Genomic DNA, 25523 nt, shown 5'->3' on the forward strand with positions numbered 1-25523 from the left:
CGCCGGCTGCTTTCTCAGGCGCTGGCCGGCCTGGCCAGGTTCCACATCAACGCCCGGAACGGCGCCAGCATGCTGACGTTGACCGCCAGCTTGATCGCCAGGTCGCCCAGCATCCAGGTGACCCAGGGCGTGCCCGTGGCGGCGAAGGCCACGCTGAAGAAGACCGCGGTGTCCAGGGCGGCGCCCAGGGTGCCCGACACCAGCGGCGCGCGCCACCAGCGCTGGTCGCGCAGGCGGTCGAACACCTGGATGTCCACCAATTGCGCGCAGATGTAGGCCAGGCCCGAGGCCAGCGCGATGCGGGGCGACGCCACCCACACCGACACCGCCAGGGCGGCGGCGAAGCCGAACCACACCACGCGGCGGGCCGCCGCCGGCCCGAAGCGGCGATTCAGCACGTCGGTCACCAGGAAGGCCACCGGATACGACAGCCCACCCCAGGTCAGCCAATCGTTCAGGGGCACCTGGACCAGGATGTTCGAGCCCACCACCACCAGCAGCATGCACAGCACGGCGATGCCGAACTGCGCGCGGCTCATGGGCGGAAAGCCCCTTGCCGCCGCCTTCATTTGCCGAACTCCTCCGCCAGTTCGCGGGAACGCCGCGCGGCGGCGGCCATGGCCTCTTCCACGATGCCGGCAAAGCCCGCGGCGCCGAAGGCGTCCAGCGCCGCGGCGGTGGTGCCGCCCTTGGACGTGACGCGCTCGCGCAGGGTGGACAGCGGTTCGGAGGATTCCGCCGCCAGGCGCGTGGCGCCGGCCAGCGTGCCCAGGGCCAGCCGCTTGGCCTGTTCGGCCGTCAGGCCGACCTTCTGGCCGCCGGCGACCAGCGCCTCCAGGAACAGGAAGACATAGGCGGGGCCGCTGCCGGACAGGGCCGTCACGCCATCGAGCGCGGCGTCGCCGTCCACCCAGACCACGTCGCCCACGCTGGACAGCAGCCGGGCCGCGAGTTCGCGATCGGCTTCGCTCACGCCGCCCAGGGCCGCCAGCCCGGTCGTGCCGGCGCCCACCAGGGCCGGCGTATTGGGCATGCAGCGCACCAGGCGGCCGAAAGGCGCCTCGGGCGTGCCCAGCCAGGCGGCCAACGTATCGGCGCGGATCCCGGCCGCCACGCTTACCACCAATGTGTCGTCGCGCAACCACTGACGCGTGGAAGCCACAACGTCTTTCATGTTCTGTGGCTTGACAGCGAAAACCCACACGCGGGCGCGCGCCAGGGCCTCGTCCGGGGCCGTCGCGGTGGTCATGCCGCGGGCCTGCCAGGCGGCGTGCGCATCCTGGTTAATGTCAATGACGTGGATGCTCCCGGCGGCGCATACTTTGCCCGCGAGGCCCGATGCCAGGGCGGCCGCCATATTGCCGCCACCAATGAACGCAATCGAAAGTTCGTTTTTCATAGCCTGCGATTGTAAACGGTAGTCTCCGTGGGGAGAAAAAGGAAAAATGTTCGTTCGCGCCTAAAACGCGCAATTTGACAGGCGTTTAGACTGATGTGAAAGTCACGGTTTTGTCACAAACAATTCATAAGGTGTCGTGTTTTCCCGCGCCCGGACACCCCGGCTGCAACACGCCCAACCTGGAGGAACCTCACTATGCGATCCCACCGTATTGCCTTAACTTTTGCCGCCATCATGGCGGCTTTCGCGGGCGCCTCCGCGCATGCCGCCACCGAGATCCAGTTCTGGCACTCGATGGAAGGCGCGCTGGGCGACCGGGTGAACGGCCTTGTCGACGAATTCAACAAGAAGAACCCCGATTACCAGGTCAAGGCAGTTTACAAGGGCAACTACGGTGAATCCATGAACGCCGGCATCGCCGCGTTCCGCGCCGGCAACGCCCCCGACATCCTGCAGGTCTTCGAGGTCGGCACCGCCACCATGATGTACGCCAAGGGCGCCATCAAGCCGGTGCAGCAGATGTCCGAAGAAGTCGGCAACCCGATCGATCCGAAGGAATTCATCGGCGCCGTGGCCGGCTACTACTCGTCGGCCGACGGCAAGCTGGTGTCGATGCCGTTCAACAGCTCGACGGTGGTGTTCTACTACAACAAGGACGCCTTCAAGAAGGCCGGCCTGGACGCCGACAATCCCCCCAAGACCTGGGAAGAGCTTGCCGCCGCTGGCCAGAAGCTGAAGGCCGCCGGCCAGGAATGCGGCTACACGACCTCCTGGCCGTCGTGGGTCCAACTGGAAACGTTCTCGGCCTGGCACAACGTGCCGTACGCCACCAAGGACAACGGTTTCGGCGGCCTGGACGCCCGCATCGCCATCAATACCCCGCTGCACGTACGCCACCTGGACAACCTGGCCAAGCTGGGCAAGGAAGGCATCTTCATGTACGGCGGGCGCGGCGACGAACCGAACTCGCTCTTCATCAGCGGCAAGTGCGCGATGATCACCGGCTCGTCCGGCCTGCGCGCCAACATCGCCAAGAACGCCAAGTTCGAATTCGGCACCTCGACCCTGCCCTATTACGCCGACGTGCAGGGCGCGCCGCAGAACACCATCATCGGCGGCGCCTCGCTGTGGGTCTTCGCCAACAAGAAGCCGGAAACCTACAAGGGCGTGACCGCGTTCTTCAAGTTCCTGGCCAGCCCGGAAATCGCCGCCCGCTGGCACCAGCAGACCGGCTACGTGCCCGTCACCAAGGCCGCCTACGAGCTGACCAAGAAAGAAGGCTTCTACGACAAGAACCCGGGCACCGAAGTCGGCGTCAAGCAATTGAACGTCGAAACCACCGCCCAGTCCCGCGGCCTGCGCCTGGGCTTCCTGCCGCAGATCCGCGAGATCGAGGACGCTGAAATCGAGCGCATCGTCTCCGGCAAGGTCGCCGCCAAGGACGGCGCCGAGAACATCGTCAAGCGCGGCAACGAACTGCTGGAAAAATTCGAGAAAAGTGTAAAGTAACTCGCTTCCCGCGAAGTTTTGCGCAAGGCTTAAGGCCCTGGTTCTTTTGGGGCTTTAAGCCTATCGTATTTTGTGAAGGCGGCTTCAGGCGGCGGTGATTCCAACCGCCGCTTTTCTGTACCTTGGGTTCCCCCTATGGAAAAACGCGTCGTATTCGGGCACAAGACCTTGCCCTATCTGCTGCTCCTGCCGCAGCTCATCATTACCGTGGTCTTCTTCTTCCTGCCCGCCGGACAAGCCATGTGGCAATCCCTGCGGCTCGAAGACGCCTTCGGCCTGTCCTCCGAATTCGTCGGACTGGACAACTTCATGGACCTGTTCTCGCAACAGGCCTACCTGGATTCCTTCCGCGTCACCGCCGTGTTCTCCATCCTGGTGGCGGTCGTCGGCCTGGGCGTGTCCTTGCTGCTGGCCGTCATGGCCGACCGCGTCATCCGCGGCGCCGGGCTCTACAAGACGCTGCTGATCTGGCCCTACGCCGTGGCGCCCGCCGTCGTCGGCGTGCTGTGGCTGTTCCTGTTCTCGCCCTCCGTCGGCATCCTGGCCGTGGCCCTGCGCCAGGCCGGCGTCGACTGGAACCCGCGCCTGGACGGCAACCAGGCGATGCTGCTGGTGCTGATCGCCGCGGTGTGGAAGCAGATCTCGTACAACTTCCTGTTCTTCCTGGCCGGCCTGCAGTCGATTCCGCGCTCGCTCATCGAAGCCGCCGCGATCGACGGCGCCAGCCCCTCGCGCCGGTTCTGGAGCATCGTCTTCCCGCTGCTTTCCCCCACCACCTTCTTCCTGCTGGTGGTCAACATCATCTACGCCTTCTTCGACACTTTCGCCGTGGTGGACACCACCACGCAGGGCGGTCCCGGCACCTCGACCTCGATCCTGGTCTACAAGGTGTACAGCGACGGCTTCCGCGGCCTGGACCTCGGCTCGTCCGCGGCCCAGTCGGTGGTGCTGATGTTCATTGTGATTGCCTTGACGGTCGTGCAGTTCCGCTACGTCGACCGCAAAGTGCAGTATTGATTTTGTCCGAGGCTACAAACAATGGTTGAACGCCGTCCCTGGCTGGATATTCTGGCCCACGTCATCCTGCTCTGCGGCGTGGCGATGGTGGCATTTCCGCTCTACGTCACTTTCGTCGCGTCCACCCAGACCGCGCAGGAAGTGGCGTCCGCGCCGATGTCGCTCATTCCCGGCGAGCATTTCGTCGACAACTACATGCAGGCGCTGTTCGGCGGCTCGTCCGGCGGTTCGTCGGGCGCCCCGGTGGGCCGCATGATGTACGTCAGCCTGATCATGGCGCTGGCGATTTCCATCGGCAAGATCGCCATTTCGCTGCTGTCGGCCTTCGCGGTCGTGTACTTCCGCTTCCCCGGCCGGATGTTCTTCTTCTGGATGATCTTCGTCACGCTGATGCTGCCGGTCGAAGTGCGGATCGCTCCCACCTACAAAGTGGTGGCCGACCTGGGCCTGCTCAACAGCTACGCCGGCCTGACCCTGCCGCTGATCGCCTCGGCCACGGCCACCTTCCTGTTCCGGCAGTTCTTCCTGACGGTGCCGGACGAACTGATCGAGGCCGCGCGCATCGACGGCGCCGGCCCCGTGCGCTTTTTCCGCGACGTGCTGCTCCCGCTGTCCAAGACCAGCATCGCCGCGCTGTTCGTGATCCAGTTCATCTACGGCTGGAACCAGTACCTGTGGCCGCTGCTGGTCACCACGCAGGAAGACATGTACCCCGTCGTCATCGGCATCAAGCGGATGATCAGCGGCGGCGACAGCGTGACCGAATGGAACATCACCATGGCCACCGCCATGCTCGCGATGATCCCGCCCGCGCTGGTGGTCATCCTGATGCAGAAATGGTTCGTCAAGGGTCTGGTCGACACTGAAAAATGACCTCGCGCCCTCGCCCACCCGAACACGACTCCGAACACGAATAACACATGGCTACTCTCAGCTTCCGCAAAGTCAAGAAAACCTACGCCGGCAACGTGCCGGTCATCCATGGCATCGACATGGACGTCAAGGACGGTGAATTCATCGTCATCGTCGGCCCCTCGGGCTGCGGCAAATCCACGCTGATGCGCATGGTCGCCGGCCTGGAAACCGTCACCAGCGGCGAGATCCTGATCGACGACAAGGTCGTCAACACCCTGGAACCCGCCGAACGCGACATCGCGATGGTGTTCCAGAACTACGCGCTCTACCCGCACATGACCGTGTTCGAGAACATGGCCTACGGCTTGAAGATCCGCAAGTTCTCCAAGGACGAGATCAAGAAGCGCGTGGACGCGGCCGCCCAGATCCTGGAACTCGGCCACCTGCTGGACCGCCGCCCCCGCGCGCTGTCCGGCGGCCAGCGCCAGCGCGTCGCCATGGGCCGCGCCATCGTGCGCGAACCCAAGGTCTTCCTGTTCGACGAACCGCTGTCGAACCTGGACGCCAAGCTGCGCGTGGCGATGCGCCTGGAAATCATGAAGCTGCATCGCCGCCTGGGCACGACCAGCCTGTACGTGACGCACGATCAGGTCGAAGCCATGACCCTGGCACACCGCATGATCGTCATGTACCAGGGCGTGCCCGAGCAGATCGGCACGCCGATGGAAGTGTTCGAAAAGCCGGCCTCGACCTTCGTGGCCGGCTTCATCGGCTCGCCTCCCATGAACCTGATGGAAGTGAACGTGGCCGGCGACGGCACGGTCCAGAGCGCCGACGGCGCCCCGCTCGACATCTCGCCGCTGGAGGTGCCGTCTCAGGTCCGCGGCCGCAAGATCATCATGGGCATGCGCCCCGAACACATGCTGCTGAACACGCAGGGCGTGCCGGCGGAAGTGGAAATGGTGGAAACGCTGGGTTCCGAGCAACTGGTCCACTGCCGTTGCGGCAAGGCCACGCTGGTGGTGCGCTGCACGACGCGCCAGTTGTCCGAATCGTCGGCCAAGGTGGGCGCCCGCGTGAACGTGGGCTCGGACGGCCGCCATCCGCTGCACTGGTTCGAGGCCGACACCGGCCGCCGCGTGCAGGGGTTGTAATCGCCGGGCCAGGCCCAGTGCCTGACAGCCGGGGATGAAGGTGTCTGACACCCGAGAAGATGACCCTCAATCCGCCGGGGCATCCCGCGGGTGTCAGACACCCGGCGAATAAAGATGATCGAGGGTGTCAGACACCCGGGAACGCCTGCTGCAACCCGCGAGAACATCTCGTACGGGTGTCAGACACTGAGCCCCCGGCCCAGCGCCGACACCCGACCCTCCGCTTACTTATAAACGGTCTTCGAGCCGTCCTTGTGCCAGGTGAACACGTCGAACTGGAAGTTCGTCAGGTCGCCCTGCTTGTTCCACGACACCTTGCCGATCGGGGTATCGAAGGAATTGGCGTGCAGGTACTTGGCGACCTTGGTCGGATCGTCGGTGCCCGCGCCCTTGATGCCGTCGGCGATGACCTGGGTGGCCGCGTAGGCGGTCATCTGGAAGGCGCCGCCGGCATTGCGCTTCTTGGCTTCGAACGCCTTGACGATCTCGGCGTTGGCCGCGTTCTGCGTGAAGTCGGCCGGCAGCGTCAGCAGCATGCCTTCGACCGCGTCGCCGGCGATGGCGTTGATGTCCGGGTTGCCCGTGCCTTCCGGACCCATCCACTTGGCCTTCACGCCCTGCTCGGCCGCCTGGCGCAGCAGCAGGCCCATTTCCGGGTGGTAGCCGCCGTAGTAGACGAAGTCCACGCCCTGGCTCTTGAGCTTGGTGATGACGGCCGAATAGTCGCTGTCGCCGGCGTTGATGCCTTCGAAGATCGCGACGGGCACGCCGCCCTTCTCCAGGTCGTTCTTGACGGCGGTGGCGATGCCCTGGCCGTACGACTGCTTGTCGTGCAGCACGGCGGCCTTCTTGGGCTTGATCTTTTCCAGAACGAACTTGGCGGCGGCGGGGCCCTGCTGGTCGTCGCGGCCGATGGTGCGGAAGATGAACTCGTAGTTCTTGCCGTCGGTCAGGGCCGGCGACGTGGCCGACGGGGTGACCATGACCACGCCTTCGTTGTTGTAGATGTCGGCGGCCGCGATGGTGGCGCCCGAGCACACGTGGCCCACGACGAAACCGATCTTGCTGTTGACGACGCGGTTGGCGGCGACGGGGCCTTGCTTGGGCTCGCAACCGTCGTCGATCACGACGGTTTCCAGCTTCTTGCCGTTGACGCCGCCGGTGGCGTTGATGCGCTCGACCGCGGTATCGACCCCTTCACGGACCATATCGCCATACTGCGTGACCGCGCCGGTGGTGGGGCCGACGACGCCGATCTTGATGGTTTGCGCCTGCGCTCCCGCGGCAAACGCCAAACCTGCGGCGACGCCGAGAGCGGCGATGACCGGGGTCAGACGAAATACTGGCTTCATGTTGGACTCCTCTAATGATTTGTAATCGTTAGTTTGTGCACCGGAGCGGACGCCGGATCATTTCCAGGCTCGGCGCGCCTGCTGGACTGTCCATTGGGCGACGCTCGGCCTTGGTCACGCCCGGTTGCATTGCGATTGCACGGCAAGCATACACTGAAAAATAGCGCGTTTCGGGCCGTTTCCGGGGGGGATTTGACGCCCGTCGGGTTATTGCGCCGCCGCATTCCGCCGCGCTCCGGCTTATACCCGCCGCCGTATATGCAAAAGACGATTTATTCGTTTGCGTTACTAAGGCGGCGCGGCATCATGGCCGCCATGAGACTCCAACCGATCATCGTTCCCGGATGGAAAAACTCCGGGCCCCAACACTGGCAATCGCGCTGGGCCGAGCTGCTGCCGCACGCGCGGCGGGTCGAGCAGTCCGATTGGGAACAGCCGGCGCCGGCCGAATGGATCGCGGCGCTCGCGGCCGAAGTCAACCAGGCGCGCAGTCCGGTCCTGCTGATCGCGCACAGCCTGGGCTGCGTGGTGAGCGCCGCCCTGCCCGTGCCGCTGCGCGCCAAGGTCGCCGGCGCCCTGCTGGTGGCGCCGGCCGACGTCGAGCGCGAGGGCGCGCCCGCCTGCCTCAGGGCCTTCGCGCCCATTGCCCGCCAATCGCTGCCGTTCCAGAGCGTGGTGGTGGCCAGCGACGACGATCCCTACTGCCAGCTCGAACGCGCCCGGGGCTTCGCCCGCGATTGGGGCAGCCGGCTGGTGGTGCTGACGGGCGCCGGCCACATCAACGCCGAAAGCGGACTGGACGACTGGCCGCAGGGGCTCAAGCTCCTGGGCGCCCTGCGCCGCCGCGCGGCATGGCGGGTCACGCCTCCGCCCGAACGCATCGCGCCCATTCCCGCGCGGCCGCTTTCGCAGCATGCCTGAGCGCGGGGCCGGGCCCGGCCCCGCGCTCATGACGTGTAAACGTCCTGACAACCATGTAATAAGCCGTTCCAGCCTTGCACCCGCCGCGCCGGCGTTCCGCCGTGCGCGCCCGCGGGCCGCCCCGCCAGGCGCAACGTTGGTATTAATAATGTCGGGACTTGAAATATTTCGGGGCCGCATGGCCCCTAGAATCCCCCGGACTTGAACGCTGCCGGCGGGCGCCGCAGCCTGCCTCGACCGCGCCGCGGCGCACTCCGCGGCCTCCCCACGCCTACGCGTCCGCGGGCCCGCCCGCCGGCCTTCCCTCTTGCAGCAGAGGCTCCATCACTACGCTGTCAACCAGCTCTTGCTAGAAGGATTTCACATGGCAAAGCGTGTTGCTCTCATTGGACTCTCGTTCCGATTTCCCAGCACCGACACCGCCCGCTACTGGCCCGATCTTTTGCAGGGCCGCGATCTCATCACCGAGATCGACCCCGACCGCTGGGCCCCCGCCGCCTACCATCACCCCTTGCGCGAGCACCCCGGCACGTCCTATTCCCGGGCCGCGGGCTCGCTCGGCGACGTATCCGGCTTCGACGCCGAGTTCTTCGGCATCTCTCCGCGCGAAGCGAGCCTCATGGACCCGCAGCAGCGTCTGCTGCTGGAACTTGCCTGGGAGACCCTGGAGAACGCGGGCGTGAAGCCGTCCGGCCTGCGCGGCAGCGATTGCGGCGTCTATATCGGTGTCGCCAGCGCGGACTACGCGCACCGCGTGTCCGGCGACCTCGGCGTCGTCGACGCCTCGTTCGCCACCGGCAACGCCAGCAGCATCGCCGCCAACCGCATTTCCTACGTGTATGACCTGCGCGGCCCGAGCGTGGTCATGGACACCGCCTGCTCCTCGTCCATGGTGGCCTTCCACCACGCCTGCCGCGCCATCGAATCCGGCGAGATCTCGCAGGCCCTGGCCGGCGGGATCAGCCTGCATCTCCACCCCTACGGCTTCCTGGTCTTTTCCAAGGCCTCGATGCTGTCCCGCCAGGGCCGCTGCAACGTGTTCGACGCGGCCGGCGACGGCTATGTGCGCTCCGAGGGCGGCGGCCTGTTCCTGCTGAAGGACCTGGACCGCGCCATCGCGGACGGCGATCCCATCCTCGCGGTCGTGGCCGGCTCCGCCATCAACACCGACGGTCGCAAGTCCGGCCTGACGGTGCCCAGCGCCGACGCGCAGGCCGAACTGCTGCGCCAGGCCTATGCCCGCGCCGGCATCGGCCCGGACGAGATCGACTACCTGGAAGCCCACGGCACGGGCACGCCCGTGGGCGACCCCATCGAAACACGCGCCATCGGCGAAGCGCTGGGACGCCGGCGGTCCCCGGACCGGCCGCTGCCCATCGGCTCGGTGAAAAGCAATATGGGGCACCTGGAGGCGGCGTCCGGCGTCGCCGGCCTGGTGAAGGCCGTGTACAGCCTGCGGCATCGCTGCGTGCCCGCCACCATCGGCATCCGCGAGCTGAACCCCGCGATACGCGCCCAGGAATGGAATCTCGACATCGTCACGCGGACCCAGCCGCTGCCCGCCGCGGGGCGCCTGGTGATCGGCGTGAACTCGTTCGGGTTCGGCGGTTCGAACGCGCACGTGATCCTGCGCAGCCCGGACGACGTGCCCGCCGCGGCGGCCGGCGCGGATGCGCCCGACGCGCCCGCCGACTTTCCGCTCATCGTGTCGGGCCGCAGCCCGCAGGCGCTGCGCGCCGCCGCGCGCGACATGGCCGAGCACTTCGCGGGGCTGGACCGCGAGGCCCGCTACGACGCCGCCTTCCACGCCGCGCGCCGGCGCGACTGGCACGCGCATCGGGCCCTGGTCGCCTGCCGCGCGGACGGGGAAGACGCCGCGCAGACGCTGCGGCGCTTCGCCGAAGGCGATGCCGGCGCCGCAGTCCACACGGCGGAGCAGTTGGCCGATGCCCGAGGCCCCGTGTTCGTCTATTCCGGCAACGGTTCGCAATGGGCCGGCATGGGCCGGCGCCTCCTCGATGACGAGGATTTCCGCGCCGCCGTCGACGAGGTCGACGCCCTGTTCGCTCCCCTGGCCGGCTATCTCCTGGCCGACGAACTGGCGGGCAGCCTGGACGCGGCCCGCTATGCGCGAACGGAATTTGCGCAACCCGCGCTCTTCGCCTTGCAGGTCGGCGTCACCCGCATGCTGGCGCGGCAAGGCGTCGAGCCGGCCGCGGTCATGGGACACAGCGTCGGCGAGGTCGCCGCGGCCTGGGCCTGCGGCGCGCTATCCCTGTCCGACGCCGTGCAGGTGATCCATCACCGCAGCCGCTTGCAAGGCACGACCCAGGGCAGCGGACAGATGACCGCCGTGGGCATCGACGGCGCCAGCGCGCAGGCGCTGCTGGCCGAGCTGGGGCTCGCCGCCAGCCTGTTCGTGGCCGGCTACAACAGCTCGCGCGGCGCCACCGTCGCCGGCGACAAGGCGGCGCTCTCGCGCCTGGAAGCCGCGCTGCACGCCCGCGGCGTGGCCAGCAAGCGGCTGGACCTGGACTATGCCTTCCACAGCCCGGCCATGGACGGCCTCCAGGCCGAACTGGCGGCCTCGCTGGATGCGCTGCGCCCGGGCCCGGCGCGCTGCCCGTTCTACTCGGCCGTGGACGGCGCCGAACTGGCCGGCGAAGGGCTCGACGCCGGCTACTGGTGGCGCAACATCCGCCAGCCGGTCCGCTTCGAACAGGCGGCCTCGCGCGCTGTCGGGCAAGGCTGCAACCTCTTCATCGAAATCGGCCCCCATGCCGTGCTGCGCGGCTACGTCAACGACGCGCTCAAGTGCGCCGAGCGCGCCGGGCGGGTGCTGATCACGGCGACCCGAGGCGAAGACGACCCGGGCAAGATCCGCGCGGCCGCCGCGCAGGCCCTGCTGGCGGGCGCGGACGTGCGCTGGGACAGGCTGTTCCCGCGCCCCGGGCGATTCCACGCCCTGCCCGCGTATCCGTGGCAGCGCGAACGCCACTGGCACCCGGAAACCCCCGAATCGCTGGGCCAGCTCCAGCGGCACCACGTGCACCCCTTGCTGGGCTACCGCCTCGCCCAGCACGAGGCCGCCTGGGAAAACCAGCTCGACACGCACGTCCATCCGGCGCTCGCCGACCACGTCGTCGGCGACGCCGTCGTCTTTCCCGGCGCCGGCTTCGCCGAACTGGCGCTGGCCGCGGCGCTGCAGCGGCATCCCGCCGCGCATGCCGAGCTGGAGAACCTGGAAATCCATGCCCCGCTGCTGCTGGCGCCCTCGCCGTCCAAGCTGCTGCGCACCGCGATCGAGCCGGATGACGGCCGCGTGCGCATCCACGCGCGGGAGCTGGGCAGCGGCGACGCCTGGACCCTGCACGCCAGCGCCAGGCTGCTTTCCGAACCCTCGGATTCGCGGCTGCGCTCGCCCCTGCCCGCGCCGCCGGACCGCGCGCCCGACTTCCTGGCCGCCGACCACGAGGCGCTGACGCGCGCCGTGGGCCTGAATTACGGTCCCGCCTACCGGCTGATCGAACAGGGCTGGCGCCTGGACGCGGATACCGTGCTGGCCGTCCTGCGGCCGGACGACGGCGGCGGCGAAGCCGAAGCGTCCCACCTGGCGCCGGCGCGGCTGGACAGCGCGTTCCAACTGGCCGCCCACCTGCTGAAGGACGAGGCCGCCGCCGGCCTGGGGCTGGCCTTCGTGCCGGTCCGCATCGGCAGGCTCTCGCTGTGCGCGGGCTCGCCCGCGCCGCGCTATGCGCAACTGCGGCTGCGCCGCCGGTCCGTCCACGCGCTGACGGTCGACATCTCGCTGTATGCCGACGGCGGCGAACCGGTCGCGGCGCTCTTCGAGGTCAGCCTGCGCAGCGTGCGCCTGCTGAAGGCCGCGGGAGACCGCCTCGGCTTCGTCGAAGAGGCCATGACGCCCCGGCCACGGGCCGGCGCCGCGTCCGGCGTTCCGTTGCCGGGGCTGCGACAGGCCTTGTCCGACGCGCTGGAACGGGCCGCCGAGGACCCGTGCTACGCGCGCTACGCCGAGGAGGCCGAACCCCTGCTGGACGCGCTCTGCGAACGCTACGGCATCGAAGCGCTGCGCGCCCTGGCCAATGCCGAGGGCCGTCTGGACGACGCCGCGCTGGCAGGCCATCGCGCCCGCGCGCCGGCGCTGGCGCCCTTCCTGGACATGCTGCTCCAGCGCGCCGAAAGCGCCGGCCTGGCGACCCGGGCCGACGCCGGCTGGGCGCTGGCGCCGGAACTGGCCGGCGAACCCGCCGCCGCCGACATCTGGAACACGCTGGCCCGCGAGTACCCGGAACATTTCGGGCCGGCCCTGGCGGCCGGCCGGATCGGGCTGCGCCTGCCGGCGATGCTGCAAGGTCTGCATGCGCCGGAAGACGCGGCGGCCTCCCAGTTCACCCACCGCGACCTCGCCCATCACCTGCTCGCCGCGCCGGCCCGCCAGCAGCTTGCCCAGGCGCTGGGCGGCATCGTCGCGGCCGCCCAGGACGCCTTGCCGCCGGGACGCCGCCTGCGCCTCCTGGAGGTCGGCGCGCACGCGCCCTGGTTCGGCGCCGACTGCTGCGCCGCCCTGGATTTCCGGCGCGCCGACTACCGCTATGCCGCGGCGGACGAGGACGGCCGCGAAGCCGCCGCCGCCAGGCTGGCGGACCATCCCGACGCCAGCGTGAGCCTGGTCGGCCTTGCGGACCAAGACGCCGGCGCCGCGGACGCAGCCGTGGACCTGGCCATCGTGCAGTGCAATTTCGACAACCTGGCCGGCACCCGCGCCGCGCTGCACGAGGCGCGCGCGCGCCTCGCGCCGGGCGCCGCGCTGATCCTGGTGGCGCACCATCCCGCGCGCTGGGCCGACTTCGTCTTCGGCGCCCGCCCCTCGTGGTGGATCGACGCCGTGGATGGCGGCAAGCTTTCCATGCAGCAGACGCCGGCCTTCTGGCGCCAGGAACTACAGGCCCTGGGCTGCGCCTGCGAGCCGGCATTGGAACTCGCGCCTGGCGCCATGGCGGGAGCCTACGTGCTGTGCGCCCGCGCCGGCGAACTGCCGGAGGCCGCGCCGGCCGACCCGCAACTGCCCGCCGCGGCCGAACGCTGGCTGCTGCTGGCCGACGCGTCCGGCCCCGGCGCCACGCTGGCCGGCGAGCTGACGCGGGCCCTGCGCGCCAGCGGACGCGAGGCGACGCACCTGCCCCTGGAGGCAGGCACGTCCGCCGACTCCCTGCCCGCCCTGGCGCTGTCGGACACATACGAGCACGTGGTGCACGCCGCCGGCCTGTATGCCGGCGATGACGGCGCGCCCGCGCGCCGCTGCGCGCTGGCCGCCGCGGCCTTGCGCGCCTGCGAGCGCCACGGGCGGCCCGCCACGCTGTGGCTGCTGACCGCTGGCGCGCATCCGCCCGCCGGCACGCCGGCCGGCGGCCTCTCCAATCTGGCCGGCGCGGCCCTGGCCGGCTACGGACGAAGCCTGATGAACGAATCGTCTTCCGTCGCGGTCCGCCTGCTGGACCTGCCCGCCGCCGCGGCGGCCGCGCCGCTGGAAGCCGCCATGAACGAATTGCGCGATCCGGACACAGAGCAAGAGATCGTGCTGGCGCAGGACGGCGCACGCTACGCGCCGCGCCTGCGCGTGGCGCCCCGGCCCCGGCCCGTCCCGGACCGCGCGCCGGACCTCCGGGTGCGCAAGCTGGGATTCGAACTGCCCGGACAATTGCGCAATCTGCGCTGGGAGTCCCATGAACGCCAGGCGCCCGCCGACGACGAGGTCGAGGTGCGCGTCCACGCCACCGGCCTGAACTTCCGCGACGTCATGTACGCGCTGGGCCTGCTGGCCGACGAAGCGCTGGAGAACGGCTATGCCGGCCCCACGCTGGGCCTGGAGTTCGCCGGCACGGTCGTGCGCTGCGGCGCCGCGGTCGAAGGCTGCGCGCCGGGAGACGCGGTGATGGGCTTCGGCCCCGCCAGCTTCGGCGACTACATCACCACGGGGACGACCGCGGTGGCCGCCATTCCCGACGGCGTCTCGTTCGAGGCCGCCGCCACCATCCCCAGCACGTTCTTCACGGTGTATTACGCCCTGCATCACCTGGCGCGCCTCGCGCCCGGCGAAAAGGTCCTGATCCACGGCGCGGCGGGCGGCGTCGGCATCGCCGCCATCCAGTACGCCCAGTGGCGCGGCGCGGAAATCCACGCCACCGCGGGCACCGAGGAAAAGCGCGATTTCCTGCGCCTGATGGGCGTGTCCCACGTGTATGACTCGCGCACGCTGGCGTATGCGGAGGACATCCTCGCGCGCACCGGCGGGCGCGGCGTGGACGTGGTACTCAATTCGCTCGCGGGCGAAGCCGTGCGCCGCAACCTGGACGTGCTGGCGCCGTTCGGCCGCTTCCTGGAACTGGGCAAGCGCGATTTCTACGAGAACACCCGCATCGGCCTGCGCCCCTTCCGCAACAACATCAGCTATTTCGGCATCGACGCGGACCAGTTGCTCACCGGACGCCCAGAACTGGCGCGCCAGTTGTACGGCGAAATGATGGCGCTGTTCAACGAAGGCGCGCTGCGCCCGCTGCCCCAGCGCGTCTTCGAGGCGCGCGACATCGTCGATGCCTTCCGCTACATGCAGCAGTCGCGCCAGATCGGCAAGGTCGTCGTGACGTACCGCCGCGGCCTGCCTGAAGCGGCGGCGGACGGCCCCCGGCCCGCGCTGGCGGTCGGTCCCGACGGCAGCTATCTGGTCACCGGCGGCCTGTCCGGCTTCGGACTGCGCGCCGCGCAGTGGCTGGCCGACAAGGGCGCCCGCCATCTGGTGCTGGCCGGACGCGCCGGCCCTGCCTCCGACGAAGCCCGGCAGGCCGTCGCGGCGCTGCGCGAACGCGGCGTCCGCGTCATGGCGCAGGCCTGCGACGTGACCGACGCCGGCCAATTGGAAGCGCTGCTTGCCCAGGTGCGCGCGGACTTCCCGCCCCTGCGCGGCGTGATCCATGCCGCCGCCGTCATCGAGGACGGCCTGGCCCAGGGCGCGGACGAAGCGCGGATCGCCCGCGTGCTCGCGCCCAAGCTGCGCGGTGCGGTGCTGCTGCACGAACTGACCCGCGGCGATCCCCTGGACTGCTTCGTGCTGTTCTCGTCGGCGACCACCCTGTTCGGCAACCCCGGGCAGAGCGCCTACGTGGCCGCCAACGCGGGCCTGGAAGCCCTGGCGCGGCTGCGGCGCTCGCAAGACCTGCCCGCCACCTGCCCGCGCTGGGGCGCCATCGACGACGCCGGCTACCTGGCCCGCAACGAATCGATCAAGCAGGCGCTGCAACACCGCATGGGCGGCGCCGCCACGCCGGCCGCGCTGGCGCTGGCGGCGTTGGAGGACATGCTGCTGTCGGGCGCGGGAGACCTGGGCGTGCTGGAACTGGACTGGCATGCGCTGGCCCGCCACCTGCCCGGCGCGGCCGCGCCCCGCTACGCCGATCTCGCCCGCCTAGCGGGCGATGCCCGCGACGAGGGCGGTTCGCCGGACGACCTGCTGGCGCAGCTTGCCGGACTGGACGACGCCGAACTGGCGCCGCGCGTCGTCGAACTGCTCAAGCAGGAGGTCAGCGAGATCCTCCGCGTGCCCGTCGACAGGATCGACCCCGGCCGCTCCCTGTACGACATCGGGCTGGATTCGCTGATGGGCGTCGAACTGGTGGTGGCGCTGGAAGGCCGCTTCGGCATCCGCCTGCCCGTCATGGCGCTCAGCGAAAGCCCCACGCTCGACAAACTGAGCGCGCGCCTGATCCAGGCTCTGCGCGGCGACGCCCGCCCCGAGGGCGGCGACGGCATCTCCACGCACATCGAGCGCCTCGCCTCCCAGCACGCGGAGCAGGTGGCGCCCGAGGACATCGACGCGATCGCCCGCCGGGTGCGCGCAGGCCGGGCGGAAGCCGGGCAAGGACTGGCCCAATGACGCGCGACGCCACCGTGGACAAACGCAGCCCCGGCCTCGCCGCCGGCATCAAGCAACGGCTGATCCAGGACGCGCTGCAGCGCAAGCTGAAAAGCGCGGGCCGGCAGCCGGCCGCCGCCGCCGCGAGCGGACAGGACGTGCCCGAACAGCACTACCGCTTTGCGCTGCATCCGGGCTACCAGCAGTTGCGCATCATCAGCGAGGGCGCGGCCAGGCTGGGCGTGAGCAGCCCATTCTTCAAGCTGCACGAAGGCAACGCCGGCGCCTCCACCCGCATCGCGGGCGACGCCTATCTCAACTTCGCCAGCTACAACTACCTGGGCCTGTCCGGCGATCCGGCCGTGAGCGAAGCCGCCAAGCTCGCCGTCGACCGCTACGGCACGTCGGTCTCGGCCAGCCGCCTGGTGTCGGGCGAACGTCCCGTGCATCGCGAGCTGGAGGAGGCGCTGGCCGCGCTCTACGGCGTGGACGCCGCCGTCACCTTCGTCAGCGGCCATGCCACCAACGTGTCGACGCTGGGCCTGCTGTTCGGGCCCAACGACCTCATCGTGCACGACGAACTGATCCACAACAGCGTGCTGCAGGGCATCCAGCTCTCCGGCGCCAAGCGCCTGCCCTGCCCCCACAACGATCCCGACGCGCTCGACGCGCTGCTGCGCGTCCACCGCCGCGATTTCGAACGCGTGCTGGTGGTGCTGGAGGGCCTCTACAGCATGGACGGCGACTACCCCGACCTTCCCCGCTACGTCGAGGTCAAGCGCCGCCACCGGGTGTTCCTCATGGTGGACGAGGCGCACTCGCTGGGCGTGATGGGCGCGCGCGGCCACGGCATCCGCGAACACTTCGGCCTGGAAGGCGACGACGTGGATGTCTGGATGGGCACGCTCAGCAAGACGCTGGCGGGCTGCGGAGGCTATATCGCGGGCGAAGCCGCGCTGGTGGAGCACCTGAAGTTCCTGGCGCCGGGCTTTCTGTACAGCGTCGGCATGCCGCCGCCCGTGGCCGCGGCCAGCCTCGCGGCGCTGCGCCGCATGCGCGAACTGCCGGAGCGCGTTGCCGCGCTGCAGGCGCGGGGCGCCAGCTTCCTGGCCCGGGCGCGCCGCGCCGGCATCGACACCGGCACCAGCGCCGGCCTGGCGATCGTGCCCGCCATCGTCGGCAACTCGATCCGGGCCGCCCGCCTGTCCGCCGCGCTGTTCGCGCGCGGCATCAACGCGCAGCCCATCCTGTATCCCGCCGTCCCCGAGCAGTCGGCGCGCTTGCGCTTTTTCCTGTGCAGCGAACACAGCGAGGCCGACGTCGCCCGCGCGGTGGACGCCCTGGCCGAAGAGATCGAACGCCTGTAGGCCCGGCCCGCGGCTCAGGCCGCGGGCATCAACCCCATGTGCGCCAGGAACGCCTGTCCCAGGTCGCTGGCCGCCAGCGGAGCGGCGGGCGCCCGCGCCGTCCCGTCCGGGCGCCAGATCAGATAGTCAGTCTCGCCCGACGGCTCGCCCAGGCGCCGGTAGACGCCGGGCATGATCGGCACGTGATCGCCATAGACGCACAGTCCCGCCGGGCGCGGCAAGGCCGCGAGCGCGGACGCGAGCATCCCGAACATGGCGTCGGCGTTGCGCAGGTGGCGGCAATAGGCAACGAGGTCCCGGCAGTCCGCCGGCAGCGGCTCGCGGCAGACGGCCGCCTCATCCGCGGCGTCGACGCGCTCCCAGTGCAGCGGCCCGTGGTTCTCCATGGTGATGACGTGCACGTACAGCGGCTCGGCCCGCTCGCGCGCCAGCAGGCCGGTCACGCGCGCGGCCAGCTCCCGGTCGCCCACGTAGGGCTGGCCGGGCGCGCCGCCCTCGAAGGCCGAAATGTCGATGAATTCGTCGAACCCGAGCAAGGGCAGCACTCGGTCGCGTCCATAGAAACCGCCGTGGTACGGATGCACGCACACGGTCCGGTAGCCCAGCCCGCGCAGGTAGCCCGCCAGCGAGGCCAGGCCGGTGCGCGCCAGGCGCCGGTACGGCTGGTAGCGGTGCACGCCCTGCCGGCCCGCGTCCAGCCCCGACAGGAAGGCGAATTCGGTGCGCACGGTATTGGCGCCCCAGGACGCCACCCGCAGCGGCCCGTGCGCGCAGGCTCGCGCGCGCAGGGCGTCGAACTCCGCGAGCAGTCCGGGGCGAAGCTGGGGATAGCGGGCCCGCGGATCGAAGAATGACTCGCTCTGCACCGAGACCAGGTCCGGCAGCGCTTCCGGCGGGGCCGCCGGCGGAACGGAAAACGGCGTGGCCGGAGGCGCCTTCGTCTGCCGTTCGCTGCGCGCATAGCCCCACAGGGCCGCGGCCAGCCCCAGCCGGCGCAGGTCCTTGCGCGCCTCGAAGGTGATACGCCGCGGCCGGCTTCCCGCCGCGGCGGCGATCGCCGCGCCGCCCAGCCCCAGCGCGCAGACGCCCGCCCAGGAAAGCCCGGGCGCCTCCAGCATCAGGCCCGCGGCCAGGGCCGCGCCGGCGCCCGCCGCCGCGCCCAGCGCCCGCCAGAGGCCCAGGAACGGCAGGTACAGCCGGGGATGGCGCAGCGCGTCCGTGAAGTACTCGAAATCGGCCCAGACAAAGGGTTCCCGCAGCGCCTGGTACTTGGCGTTGTCGACCACCACGATCAGGCCGGCGCCGGCCAGCGCCAGCGCGGCCGCGAAGTACGGCCGGCGCACCAGCGCCCAGGCCAGGGCGAAGGCCAGCATCCACAGGCCGGCGTGCAGGAGCACGGCGCTGGCCGGCCTGCGCCACGGCGGCCGCGGGCGCAAAGAGAGGCAGGCCTCCAGCGCCCAGGACAGCGCCAGCCCGCCCGCCAGCGGCACCGCCGCGGCCGCGGCGAATTCATCAGGCGCCATAGCCCAACCAGCGCAGGATGCGCCCGGACAGTCCCGGCGGCAGGCCGGCCAGCAGCCAGCACCCCAGGTTCAGCGGAAACGGAAAGCTGATGCGCGCGCGGTCCGCGGCCAGCCCGCGGCGCACGCGCCGCGCGGCGCGCGCGGCATCCCATTCGAACGGCTTGGGCCCGGGCATGGCCGCGCACATCGGCGAGGTCACGTATCCCGGCATCACCACGTTGACGCGCACCCCCTGCCCGGCCAGGCCATCGCGCAGCGCCTCGCCATACGCCTTCAGCGCGGCCTTGCTGGCGCTGTAGCTGGGCGTGGCGGGCAGCCCGCGCCAGGCCGCCTGGGAACTCATGAGGGCGATCTGGCCCGCGCCCCGGCGGCGCATCTGCTCGCCCAGGGCGTGGGCGATCGCCATCGACGCCCGCACGTTGACCTCCAGCAGGCCTTCCACGTCGTCCCAGACTTCTCCCTGCCCCGGCCGCGGCGCCGAAATATTGACGCCCGCATTGACGATGGCGAGGTCCGGCGGCGCCTCGTCGGCCAGCGCGTCCAGCCAGGCCCGCAGCGCCTCGCGGTCGCGCAGGTCCAGCGCGGCGGTGCGCGCGCGCGCGCCGCGCGCCTCGCAGCGGGCGGCCAGGTCGCGCAGCACGTCCAGGCGCCGTCCCTGCAACACCAGCGTCACGCCGGGCGCGGCATATTCCTCGGCCAGCGCCTGGCCGATGGCGCCCGTGGCGCCCGTGATCAGCACGTTCAAGGCAGTCTGCGTCATATCATGTCCTCCAGCGGCGAACGCGGCCGCTGCATCCGCTCGGCCGCGCCGCGCACGGCCAGCGAAATGCCCGGCTCGCTGTAGAAGCCGCCATTGACCTGCGTGGCGTGGACCACCGCCGCCTTGAACGACCGGAACAGCGCCCGGTCCGGCGGCTCCGCCGCCCGCCAGAATTCGTCGAGCGGGCCCTGGAACGTCAGCCCTTCCAGATGATAGATGGCGCTGCTCAGCGCCACGGTCGGGCAGCCGTGTTCCAGCGCCGCCGAGCCGACCGTGCTATTGACGGTCACCACCCCGGCCGCGCGCGCCAGCAGGCTGGGCAAATGGCCCCGCTCCAGGTAGATGACGCGCTCGGCCACGCCATAGGTGCGCGCCAGTTCGCGCACGCCGGTCTCGTGGTCCGCCACGCCGGGATCCAGCGGATGGTTCTTCACCACCAGCAGGCTGTCGGCGGGCGCGTGCTGCGCGAAGGACGCGATCGTCAGCGCCGCCACCTGGCGCATGCCGTGAAAGGGCGAATGGTCCCTGATCTGCGCGTCGCCGTCGAGCTGCAGCGGCAACAGGTAGTACGGCCGCGAACCGGAGGTGACGCGCGCCACCGCCACCGCGTCGGCCTGCCCGCGCCACCGCAGCGCCGCCGCGCGCCGCAGGTAGGCGGCGTATTCGCGCGCCGCGCCATAGGGCGCGTGGCTGCGGTAGCGCGGGAAGCAGAACGGATTCAGCGCCCCGCAGAGATGGTACGCAACGTCGTGCCCCGCGCGGTTCCAGAACGGCGCCCGGAAGGGCCGCGGCTCCGGCGCGGGCGCCGCCCGAGCCGCCTCGTGATACCACGCGGGATCGCGCGGCAAGGCGGAATGCGCGTTCACGCCGCCGCGCTCCAGCGTGATCCAGTGCGGCCGGAAATAGCCCTCCTCGAACACGTGGACCCGCAGCCCCTGCCTGCGCGCCAGTTCGATCGCCGGTCGGTGCACGGGACGGCGGTCGCCGAAGAGGACGATGTCGGTCGCGGCGCGCTCCGCGAACGCGGATGCGTAGAACTGCGGCAGGGTTTGCGCGCGGCCGCGGAACGCGCGCGCGTCGCCGTTGCGCCAATAGGCGGCGTCGCCCGCGGTGAAATTCACCTTGGACACCGCCGCGCCGTCGGCCAGCAGCCGCGCGCCCAGTTGCGAGAAAAACGGGGAGCACACGCCCTGCAGGAAAAGATAGGACCGCCTCATGGCGCGAACCGCGCGCGCAGCAGCGTGTCCAGCTTGCGCCACTGGCGCCGCGCATAGCCGGCCCGCAGGCTCTTCAGCCTGCCTTCGCGCTCCAGCGCGTCGCGGGTTTCGGCTATCCGGCACAGGACCGCCTCGCAGGTGGTGTAGCCCCTGAGTTCCCAATCCCAATAGACCGGGTAGCGCAGCAAGGCCCCGGCCACCAGTTCGTCCAGCGTCAGGGCCCGTTCGCGGCGCGGGATGGCCATGCGGTCCTCGGTCAGGCCCCAGCCCGCGTAGAACGGCCGGCCATGCGTCACCACCCGCTTGCCCCGCAGCAGGGCGTCGAAACCGGAGAGCGAGGTCATGGTGTGCACCACGTCGCAGGCGTCGATGCAGGACACGACCGACGCCTCGGTCTCGACGTGGTCGGCCAGCCCGCCCAGTTCGCCTCGTGTCACCGCGCCGCGCCGGTTGCCCGAGGCCACGTCCGGATGCGGCTTGTAGACGATGTAGCCGTCGGGGTGCGCCTGGCGCGCCTGGCGCAGCAGCGCCAGGTTATCCGCCACCGGACCGCAGCCCAGCCGCACGGAAACGTCGTCCTCGACCTGGCCCGGCACCAGCACCACCTCCCTGCCCTGCGCGCGCCAGGCCACCGGCCGCGCCGGCTCCAGGTTGTACTTGGTGATGCCGTGCGCGACCATGAAGGCCCGCGCCCGGCGGGCGGCGGCCAGTTCCCCCGGCGTGAAGCGCGCGCGGTTCAAAGTCTGTTCCAGGTCGCTCGGACGGCTCGGATCGAAGTACATGCCCTGCCCGTCCAGCGCCAGGCTCAAGGGCCGTATCAGGTCCGACCCCAGGCCGACCGAGCGCACGAAACCGTCTTCCATGCGCAGCATGGGGCAGCCGGCCTGGGCGGCCAGCCGCGCCAGGCCGTCGGGCGCCCGCGCGCTCCAATGGACCAGGGCGTCCCCGGGGCCGGGCGCCAAGGCCTGCGCGCGCCGCGCGTCCGGGACGAACAGCACGCGTCCGGCCCGCAGCGACAGCATCGGCCGCACGTTGGCGGCCTTCCAGCGCCTGAAGCCCACGCAGATCATCCGGCGCGGCAGGCGCTCCGCCATGATCCGCTGCCGCAGCAGCCAGGAAATCGCGTCGAAGATGCTGCCCTGCCGGCGGCTGACCGGGTCCAGGTAGCGGGTGTAATGGAAATAGGCCGCGGCGAACAGCTCGCGCACGCTGCGCCGGCGCGTGCGCCGTGCGCACCGCTGGCGGTCGCGCGTCAGCCCCCAGCCCGCATACCAGGGCATGCCCAGGCACGTGACCGGTTTGCCCAGCAGCAGGCCCTCGAAGCCCATCTGCGAGCTGACCACGTACAGGTGGTCCACCTGCTCCAGCAGCGCCAGGGGATTCACCTCCTCGCGCAGCACCCGCGTGTCGGCGTCATCGGCGACGTGCGTCAGGTAGCCCGCCTTCCGGCCTTCGCTCACTTCGGGATGCGTCTTCACGATGCACAGCGCGCCGGGATGCTCGCGCCGCGCCGTCTCCAGCAGTTCGGCGAAGGTGGACGCGTCGGCGCCGCCCAGCGTCACACTCATGTCGCCCACCGTCTGGTCCACCACCAGCACGCACTTGCGGCCGCCGGCCGACAGCGGCGGGCAGTCGGCGCCCGCGTGGTTGTACTTGCTGAGGCGATGGGCCTTCACCAGCGCCATCGCCTCGTCCACGTCGTCCTCGATACCCGCGAGCAGGTCGAGATCCGATACCAGCATGCGTTCCAGCGCGGACGGGCGGGTCCCGTCGTAGTAGATGCCTTCCGGGTCCACCACCATCGACACCGTCGGATAGTCGGCGCCCGCGCCGAACGACCGCAGGAATCCGTCCTCCAGCGCCAGGTAGGGCACGCCCAATTGGGCGGCCCGCTTGCGCGCCGCCTGCGCCGAGGGACGCAGCCCCCAGCCCGCCACGGCGTCCGGCCGCCTGCCGTTCAGGCCCGCCAGGGCGTTTCCGCGCCGGACCGGCGCGCCCAGCAAGGCTTCCAGGAAAGGGATGCGGGCGACGCCCGCGGAATGGATTTCTATCATGCGTCAGGCCGGCGCTTGCTCCGCGTCGAAGGCGTGCTCACAGGCGCAGGTCGGACTGGTCCGCCGGCAGCACGTACTTCAGGTCATAGAGAATGTGGTCCGCCCTGCCCAGCTTGCGGATGCCCTCCGCGCCCAATTCCGTGAACTGGTGATGCGCCACGCCCAGGATCACGGCGTCGTACTTGCCCGCCTCGGGCTTGGCGACCGGCTCGATGCCGTACTCGTGCATGGCTTCTTCGGCATCCACCCACGGGTCGTACACGTCGACCGCCACGTTGTAATCGCCCAGTTCGCGCACGATGTCCACGATGCGGGTGTTGCGCAGGTCCGGGCAGTTCTCCTTGAACGTCAGGCCCATCACCAGCACGCGGGCGCCCTGCACATGGATGCGGCACTTGGTCATCGCCTTGACCAGTTGCGACACCACGTAGCCGCCCATCGAGTCGTTCAGGCGGCGGCCCGCCAGGATGATCTCGGGGTGGTAGCCGATGGATTGCGCCTTGTGGGTCAGGTAGTACGGGTCCACGCCGATGCAGTGGCCGCCCACCAGGCCCGGACGGAACGGCAGGAAGTTCCACTTGGTGCCGGCGGCCTGCAGCACGGCCTCGGTGTCGATGCCCATCTTGTTGAAGATCAGGGCCAGTTCATTGATCAGCGCGATGTTCACGTCACGCTGCGTGTTCTCGATCACCTTGGCGGCCTCGGCCACGCGGATGCTGGACGCCTTGTGCGTGCCGGCCGTGATGATCTGCCGATACAGTTCGTCGACCAGGTCGGCCACTTCGGGCGTGGAGCCGGAGGTGACCTTCTTGATGGTGCTGACGCGGTGTTCCTTGTCGCCCGGGTTGATGCGCTCGGGGCTGTAGCCGGCGTAGAAGTCCACGTTGAACTTCAGGCCCGACACGCGTTCCAGCACCGGCACGCAGTCTTCTTCGGTGGCGCCCGGATAGACGGTGGATTCGTAGATGACGATGTCGCCGCGCTTGAGCACGGCGCCGATCGTTTCGCTGGCCTTGACCAGCGGGGTCAGGTCCGGCTGCTTGTATTCGTCGATGGGAGTCGGCACGGTCACGATGAACACGTTGGCCTGGCCCAGCTCCGCGCGGTCGGCGGTGTACGTCAGTTGGGCGGCCTCGGCCAGTTCGGCGGCGCTGACTTCCAGCGTCTGGTCGAAGCCCGATACCAGGCCGTCCACGCGACGCCGGTTGATGTCGAAGCCGATCACCGGCAAGCGCTTGCCGAACTCCACCGCCAGCGGCAGGCCTACATAGCCCAGGCCGACGACGGCCAGCTTCACGTCCTGCAGGGTCCGCAGTTTCTGATTCACTTCATTTCTCCAGCAAACGAATTAATAAGTACCCACGCGCTGGCCCACGATCAGGACCTGCACGATCGGCGTAATGATCTTTTCCCATTCGTACATCGGCGCGTTGCTGACGTAGACGACGTCCTCGGGCAGCAGTTCGAACTGCTTGGCCAGGAACATGGATTCGGGATTGCGCATGTTCAGGCGGAACACGACGGGCTTGGGCGAGCCGTCCGCGGCCTTGCCGTCCAGGCGGAAGACGAACACCCCGGTGGCGTCGGCCGCGCGGTCGTTCAGGCCCCCGGCCACGCCCAGCGCGTCCAGCAGATTGGTCTGGTTGGACGGCAGCTCATGCAGGCCGGGCTTGCTCAATGCGCCCATGGCGACGAAACGCTTGAGGTTGGGCTCCACCACCAGTTCCGAGCGCGGCTCCACGGCCACGTTCCTGCCGTTGAGCAACTGGTAGTACGGAATCCGCCTCACGCTGCGGCCGTGGCGTATCACCACGTCGGCCTGATAGGACGGCAGCGTCGAGCCGCCGGCCAGCGTAATGGCGTCCAGCGCGGTCAAGGGCGCCTTGATGCCGCCGAAGCGGCCGGGCCGCGGCACGGCGCCCGCCACCAGCACGGAATTGCTGCGGTCGTCGGCCAGGTCCACCATCACCTGCGGTTGCACGGCGGCCGAGTGGCGCAAGCTGCCCTTGACCATCTCCTCGATCGCGGGCAAGGACTTGCCCTGCACCTTCAGCCGGCCGGCGTAGGGCAGCGAGATCGCGCCGTTGGCATCCACCCGCACCGCCTCGAAAACGGTGCCGCCGGCCGCCAGCGGCGCAAACAGGCCGCCTTCGACGCTATCGGCCACCAGGATGCGCAACACGTCGCCCGGCATCACCCGGATGTTGCCGGCATAGCCCTCGGAAGTGCCGCCGTCGTCCTTGCGGTTCTTGTCCAGCAGGTACGGCGCGATGGTGCCGGCCTGGAGGTCCACCACGTCGTATTGCGCGGCGCTGCCGTCCGACGGCCCGCTGAGGATGGCCGAGCGCGTCGGGCCCGAGCCGGACAGCAGGCTGCAGCCCGACAGGAGGGCCAGCACGCAGACCGCGGTAAAGCGTAAGACTCGTGTATTCATAACTCCGTTCCAGAATGCAGGCCGGGGCCCGGCG

General features: G+C 69.9%; 16 protein-coding genes. 7 read left to right on the forward strand and 9 right to left on the reverse strand.

Going from position 1 to position 25523, the window contains the following annotated elements; translation table 11 throughout:
- Positions 1-14: 14 nt before the first annotated feature.
- Positions 15-569: a queuosine precursor transporter gene (locus WHX56_RS20200; protein WP_129244444.1), complete on the reverse strand. Its 555-nt coding sequence runs from the start codon at positions 567-569 to the stop codon at positions 15-17.
- A complete protein-coding gene (gene proC, locus WHX56_RS20205; RefSeq protein ID WP_129244442.1) occupies positions 566-1399 on the reverse strand; it encodes a pyrroline-5-carboxylate reductase in 834 nt (277 codons plus the stop codon). Before proC ends, WHX56_RS20200 begins: the two co-directional genes overlap by 4 nt.
- 195 nt (positions 1400-1594) lie before the next feature.
- Between proC and ugpB the strand changes: the two genes are divergently transcribed.
- From ugpB to WHX56_RS20225, 4 genes are all read left to right on the forward strand, one after another.
- A complete protein-coding gene (gene ugpB / locus WHX56_RS20210; RefSeq protein ID WP_129244440.1) occupies positions 1595-2908 on the forward strand; it encodes a sn-glycerol-3-phosphate ABC transporter substrate-binding protein UgpB in 1314 nt (437 codons plus the stop codon).
- A 135-nt stretch (positions 2909-3043) separates the two neighbouring features.
- Positions 3044-3925, forward strand: coding sequence for a sn-glycerol-3-phosphate ABC transporter permease UgpA (ugpA, locus tag WHX56_RS20215; RefSeq protein WP_129244438.1), 882 nt, complete (start codon positions 3044-3046; stop codon positions 3923-3925).
- Between the two features lie 21 nt (positions 3926-3946).
- On the forward strand, positions 3947-4798 hold the full coding sequence (gene ugpE, locus WHX56_RS20220) for a sn-glycerol-3-phosphate ABC transporter permease UgpE (protein WP_129244436.1): 852 nt from the start codon (positions 3947-3949) through the stop codon (positions 4796-4798).
- Between the two features lie 47 nt (positions 4799-4845).
- Positions 4846-5934 carry a sn-glycerol-3-phosphate import ATP-binding protein UgpC gene (locus WHX56_RS20225; RefSeq protein ID WP_129244434.1) on the forward strand — a complete coding sequence of 363 codons (1089 nt, stop codon included), beginning with the start codon at positions 4846-4848 and terminating at the stop codon, positions 5932-5934.
- Positions 5935-6158: 224 nt separating this feature from the next.
- On the opposite strand, the gene WHX56_RS20230 is transcribed toward WHX56_RS20225, so the two are convergent.
- Positions 6159-7286 (reverse strand): branched-chain amino acid ABC transporter substrate-binding protein, encoded by a 1128-nt coding sequence (locus tag WHX56_RS20230; protein ID WP_129244432.1) that lies wholly within the window; start codon positions 7284-7286, stop codon positions 6159-6161.
- A gap of 315 nt (positions 7287-7601) precedes the next feature.
- On the opposite strand from WHX56_RS20230, the gene WHX56_RS20235 reads away from it, so the two are divergent.
- The 3 genes from WHX56_RS20235 to WHX56_RS20245 all read left to right on the forward strand — a co-directional run bounded on the left by WHX56_RS20235 (position 7602) and on the right by WHX56_RS20245 (position 17501).
- Positions 7602-8207 carry an RBBP9/YdeN family alpha/beta hydrolase gene (locus WHX56_RS20235; RefSeq protein WP_129244526.1) on the forward strand — a complete coding sequence of 202 codons (606 nt, stop codon included), beginning with the start codon at positions 7602-7604 and terminating at the stop codon, positions 8205-8207.
- Positions 8208-8571: 364 nt separating this feature from the next.
- Positions 8572-16155 carry an SDR family NAD(P)-dependent oxidoreductase gene (locus WHX56_RS20240; protein ID WP_338878799.1) on the forward strand — a complete coding sequence of 2528 codons (7584 nt, stop codon included), beginning with the start codon at positions 8572-8574 and terminating at the stop codon, positions 16153-16155.
- Positions 16152-17501, forward strand: coding sequence for an aminotransferase class I/II-fold pyridoxal phosphate-dependent enzyme (locus WHX56_RS20245; RefSeq protein WP_338878800.1), 1350 nt, complete (start codon positions 16152-16154; stop codon positions 17499-17501). The genes WHX56_RS20240 and WHX56_RS20245 overlap by 4 nt, the downstream gene beginning before the upstream one ends.
- A 14-nt stretch (positions 17502-17515) precedes the next feature.
- Here WHX56_RS20245 and WHX56_RS20250 read toward each other — a convergent pair whose 3' ends face one another.
- From WHX56_RS20250 to WHX56_RS20275, 6 genes are read right to left on the reverse strand one after another with little or no spacing between them, the layout of a single operon-like run.
- Entirely contained in the window at positions 17516-19024 is a 1509-nt protein-coding gene (locus WHX56_RS20250) for an LTA synthase family protein (protein ID WP_338878801.1), read from the reverse strand.
- Complete coding sequence (locus WHX56_RS20255; protein ID WP_338878802.1) at positions 19014-19784, reverse strand: SDR family NAD(P)-dependent oxidoreductase; 771 nt, start codon at positions 19782-19784, stop codon at positions 19014-19016. The genes WHX56_RS20250 and WHX56_RS20255 overlap by 11 nt, the downstream gene beginning before the upstream one ends.
- Positions 19781-21001, reverse strand: a complete 1221-nt coding sequence (locus WHX56_RS20260; protein WP_338878803.1) for a capsular biosynthesis protein — start codon at positions 20999-21001, stop codon at positions 19781-19783. The genes WHX56_RS20255 and WHX56_RS20260 overlap by 4 nt, the downstream gene beginning before the upstream one ends.
- Positions 20998-23055, reverse strand: a complete 2058-nt coding sequence (locus tag WHX56_RS20265; protein WP_338878804.1) for a capsular polysaccharide biosynthesis protein — start codon at positions 23053-23055, stop codon at positions 20998-21000. Before WHX56_RS20265 ends, WHX56_RS20260 begins: the two co-directional genes overlap by 4 nt.
- Before the next feature lie 37 nt (positions 23056-23092).
- Entirely contained in the window at positions 23093-24370 is a 1278-nt protein-coding gene (gene tviB, locus WHX56_RS20270; RefSeq protein WP_338881811.1) for a Vi polysaccharide biosynthesis UDP-N-acetylglucosamine C-6 dehydrogenase TviB, read from the reverse strand.
- Positions 24371-24403: 33 nt separating this feature from the next.
- Positions 24404-25489, reverse strand: coding sequence for a polysaccharide biosynthesis/export family protein (locus WHX56_RS20275; protein WP_338878805.1), 1086 nt, complete (start codon positions 25487-25489; stop codon positions 24404-24406).
- Between the last annotated feature and the right edge of the window lie 34 nt (positions 25490-25523).

Origin of the sequence: Achromobacter veterisilvae, from assembly GCF_037619525.1 — a bacterium.
Taxonomy (GTDB): Bacteria; Pseudomonadota; Gammaproteobacteria; order Burkholderiales; family Burkholderiaceae_B; genus Achromobacter; species Achromobacter veterisilvae.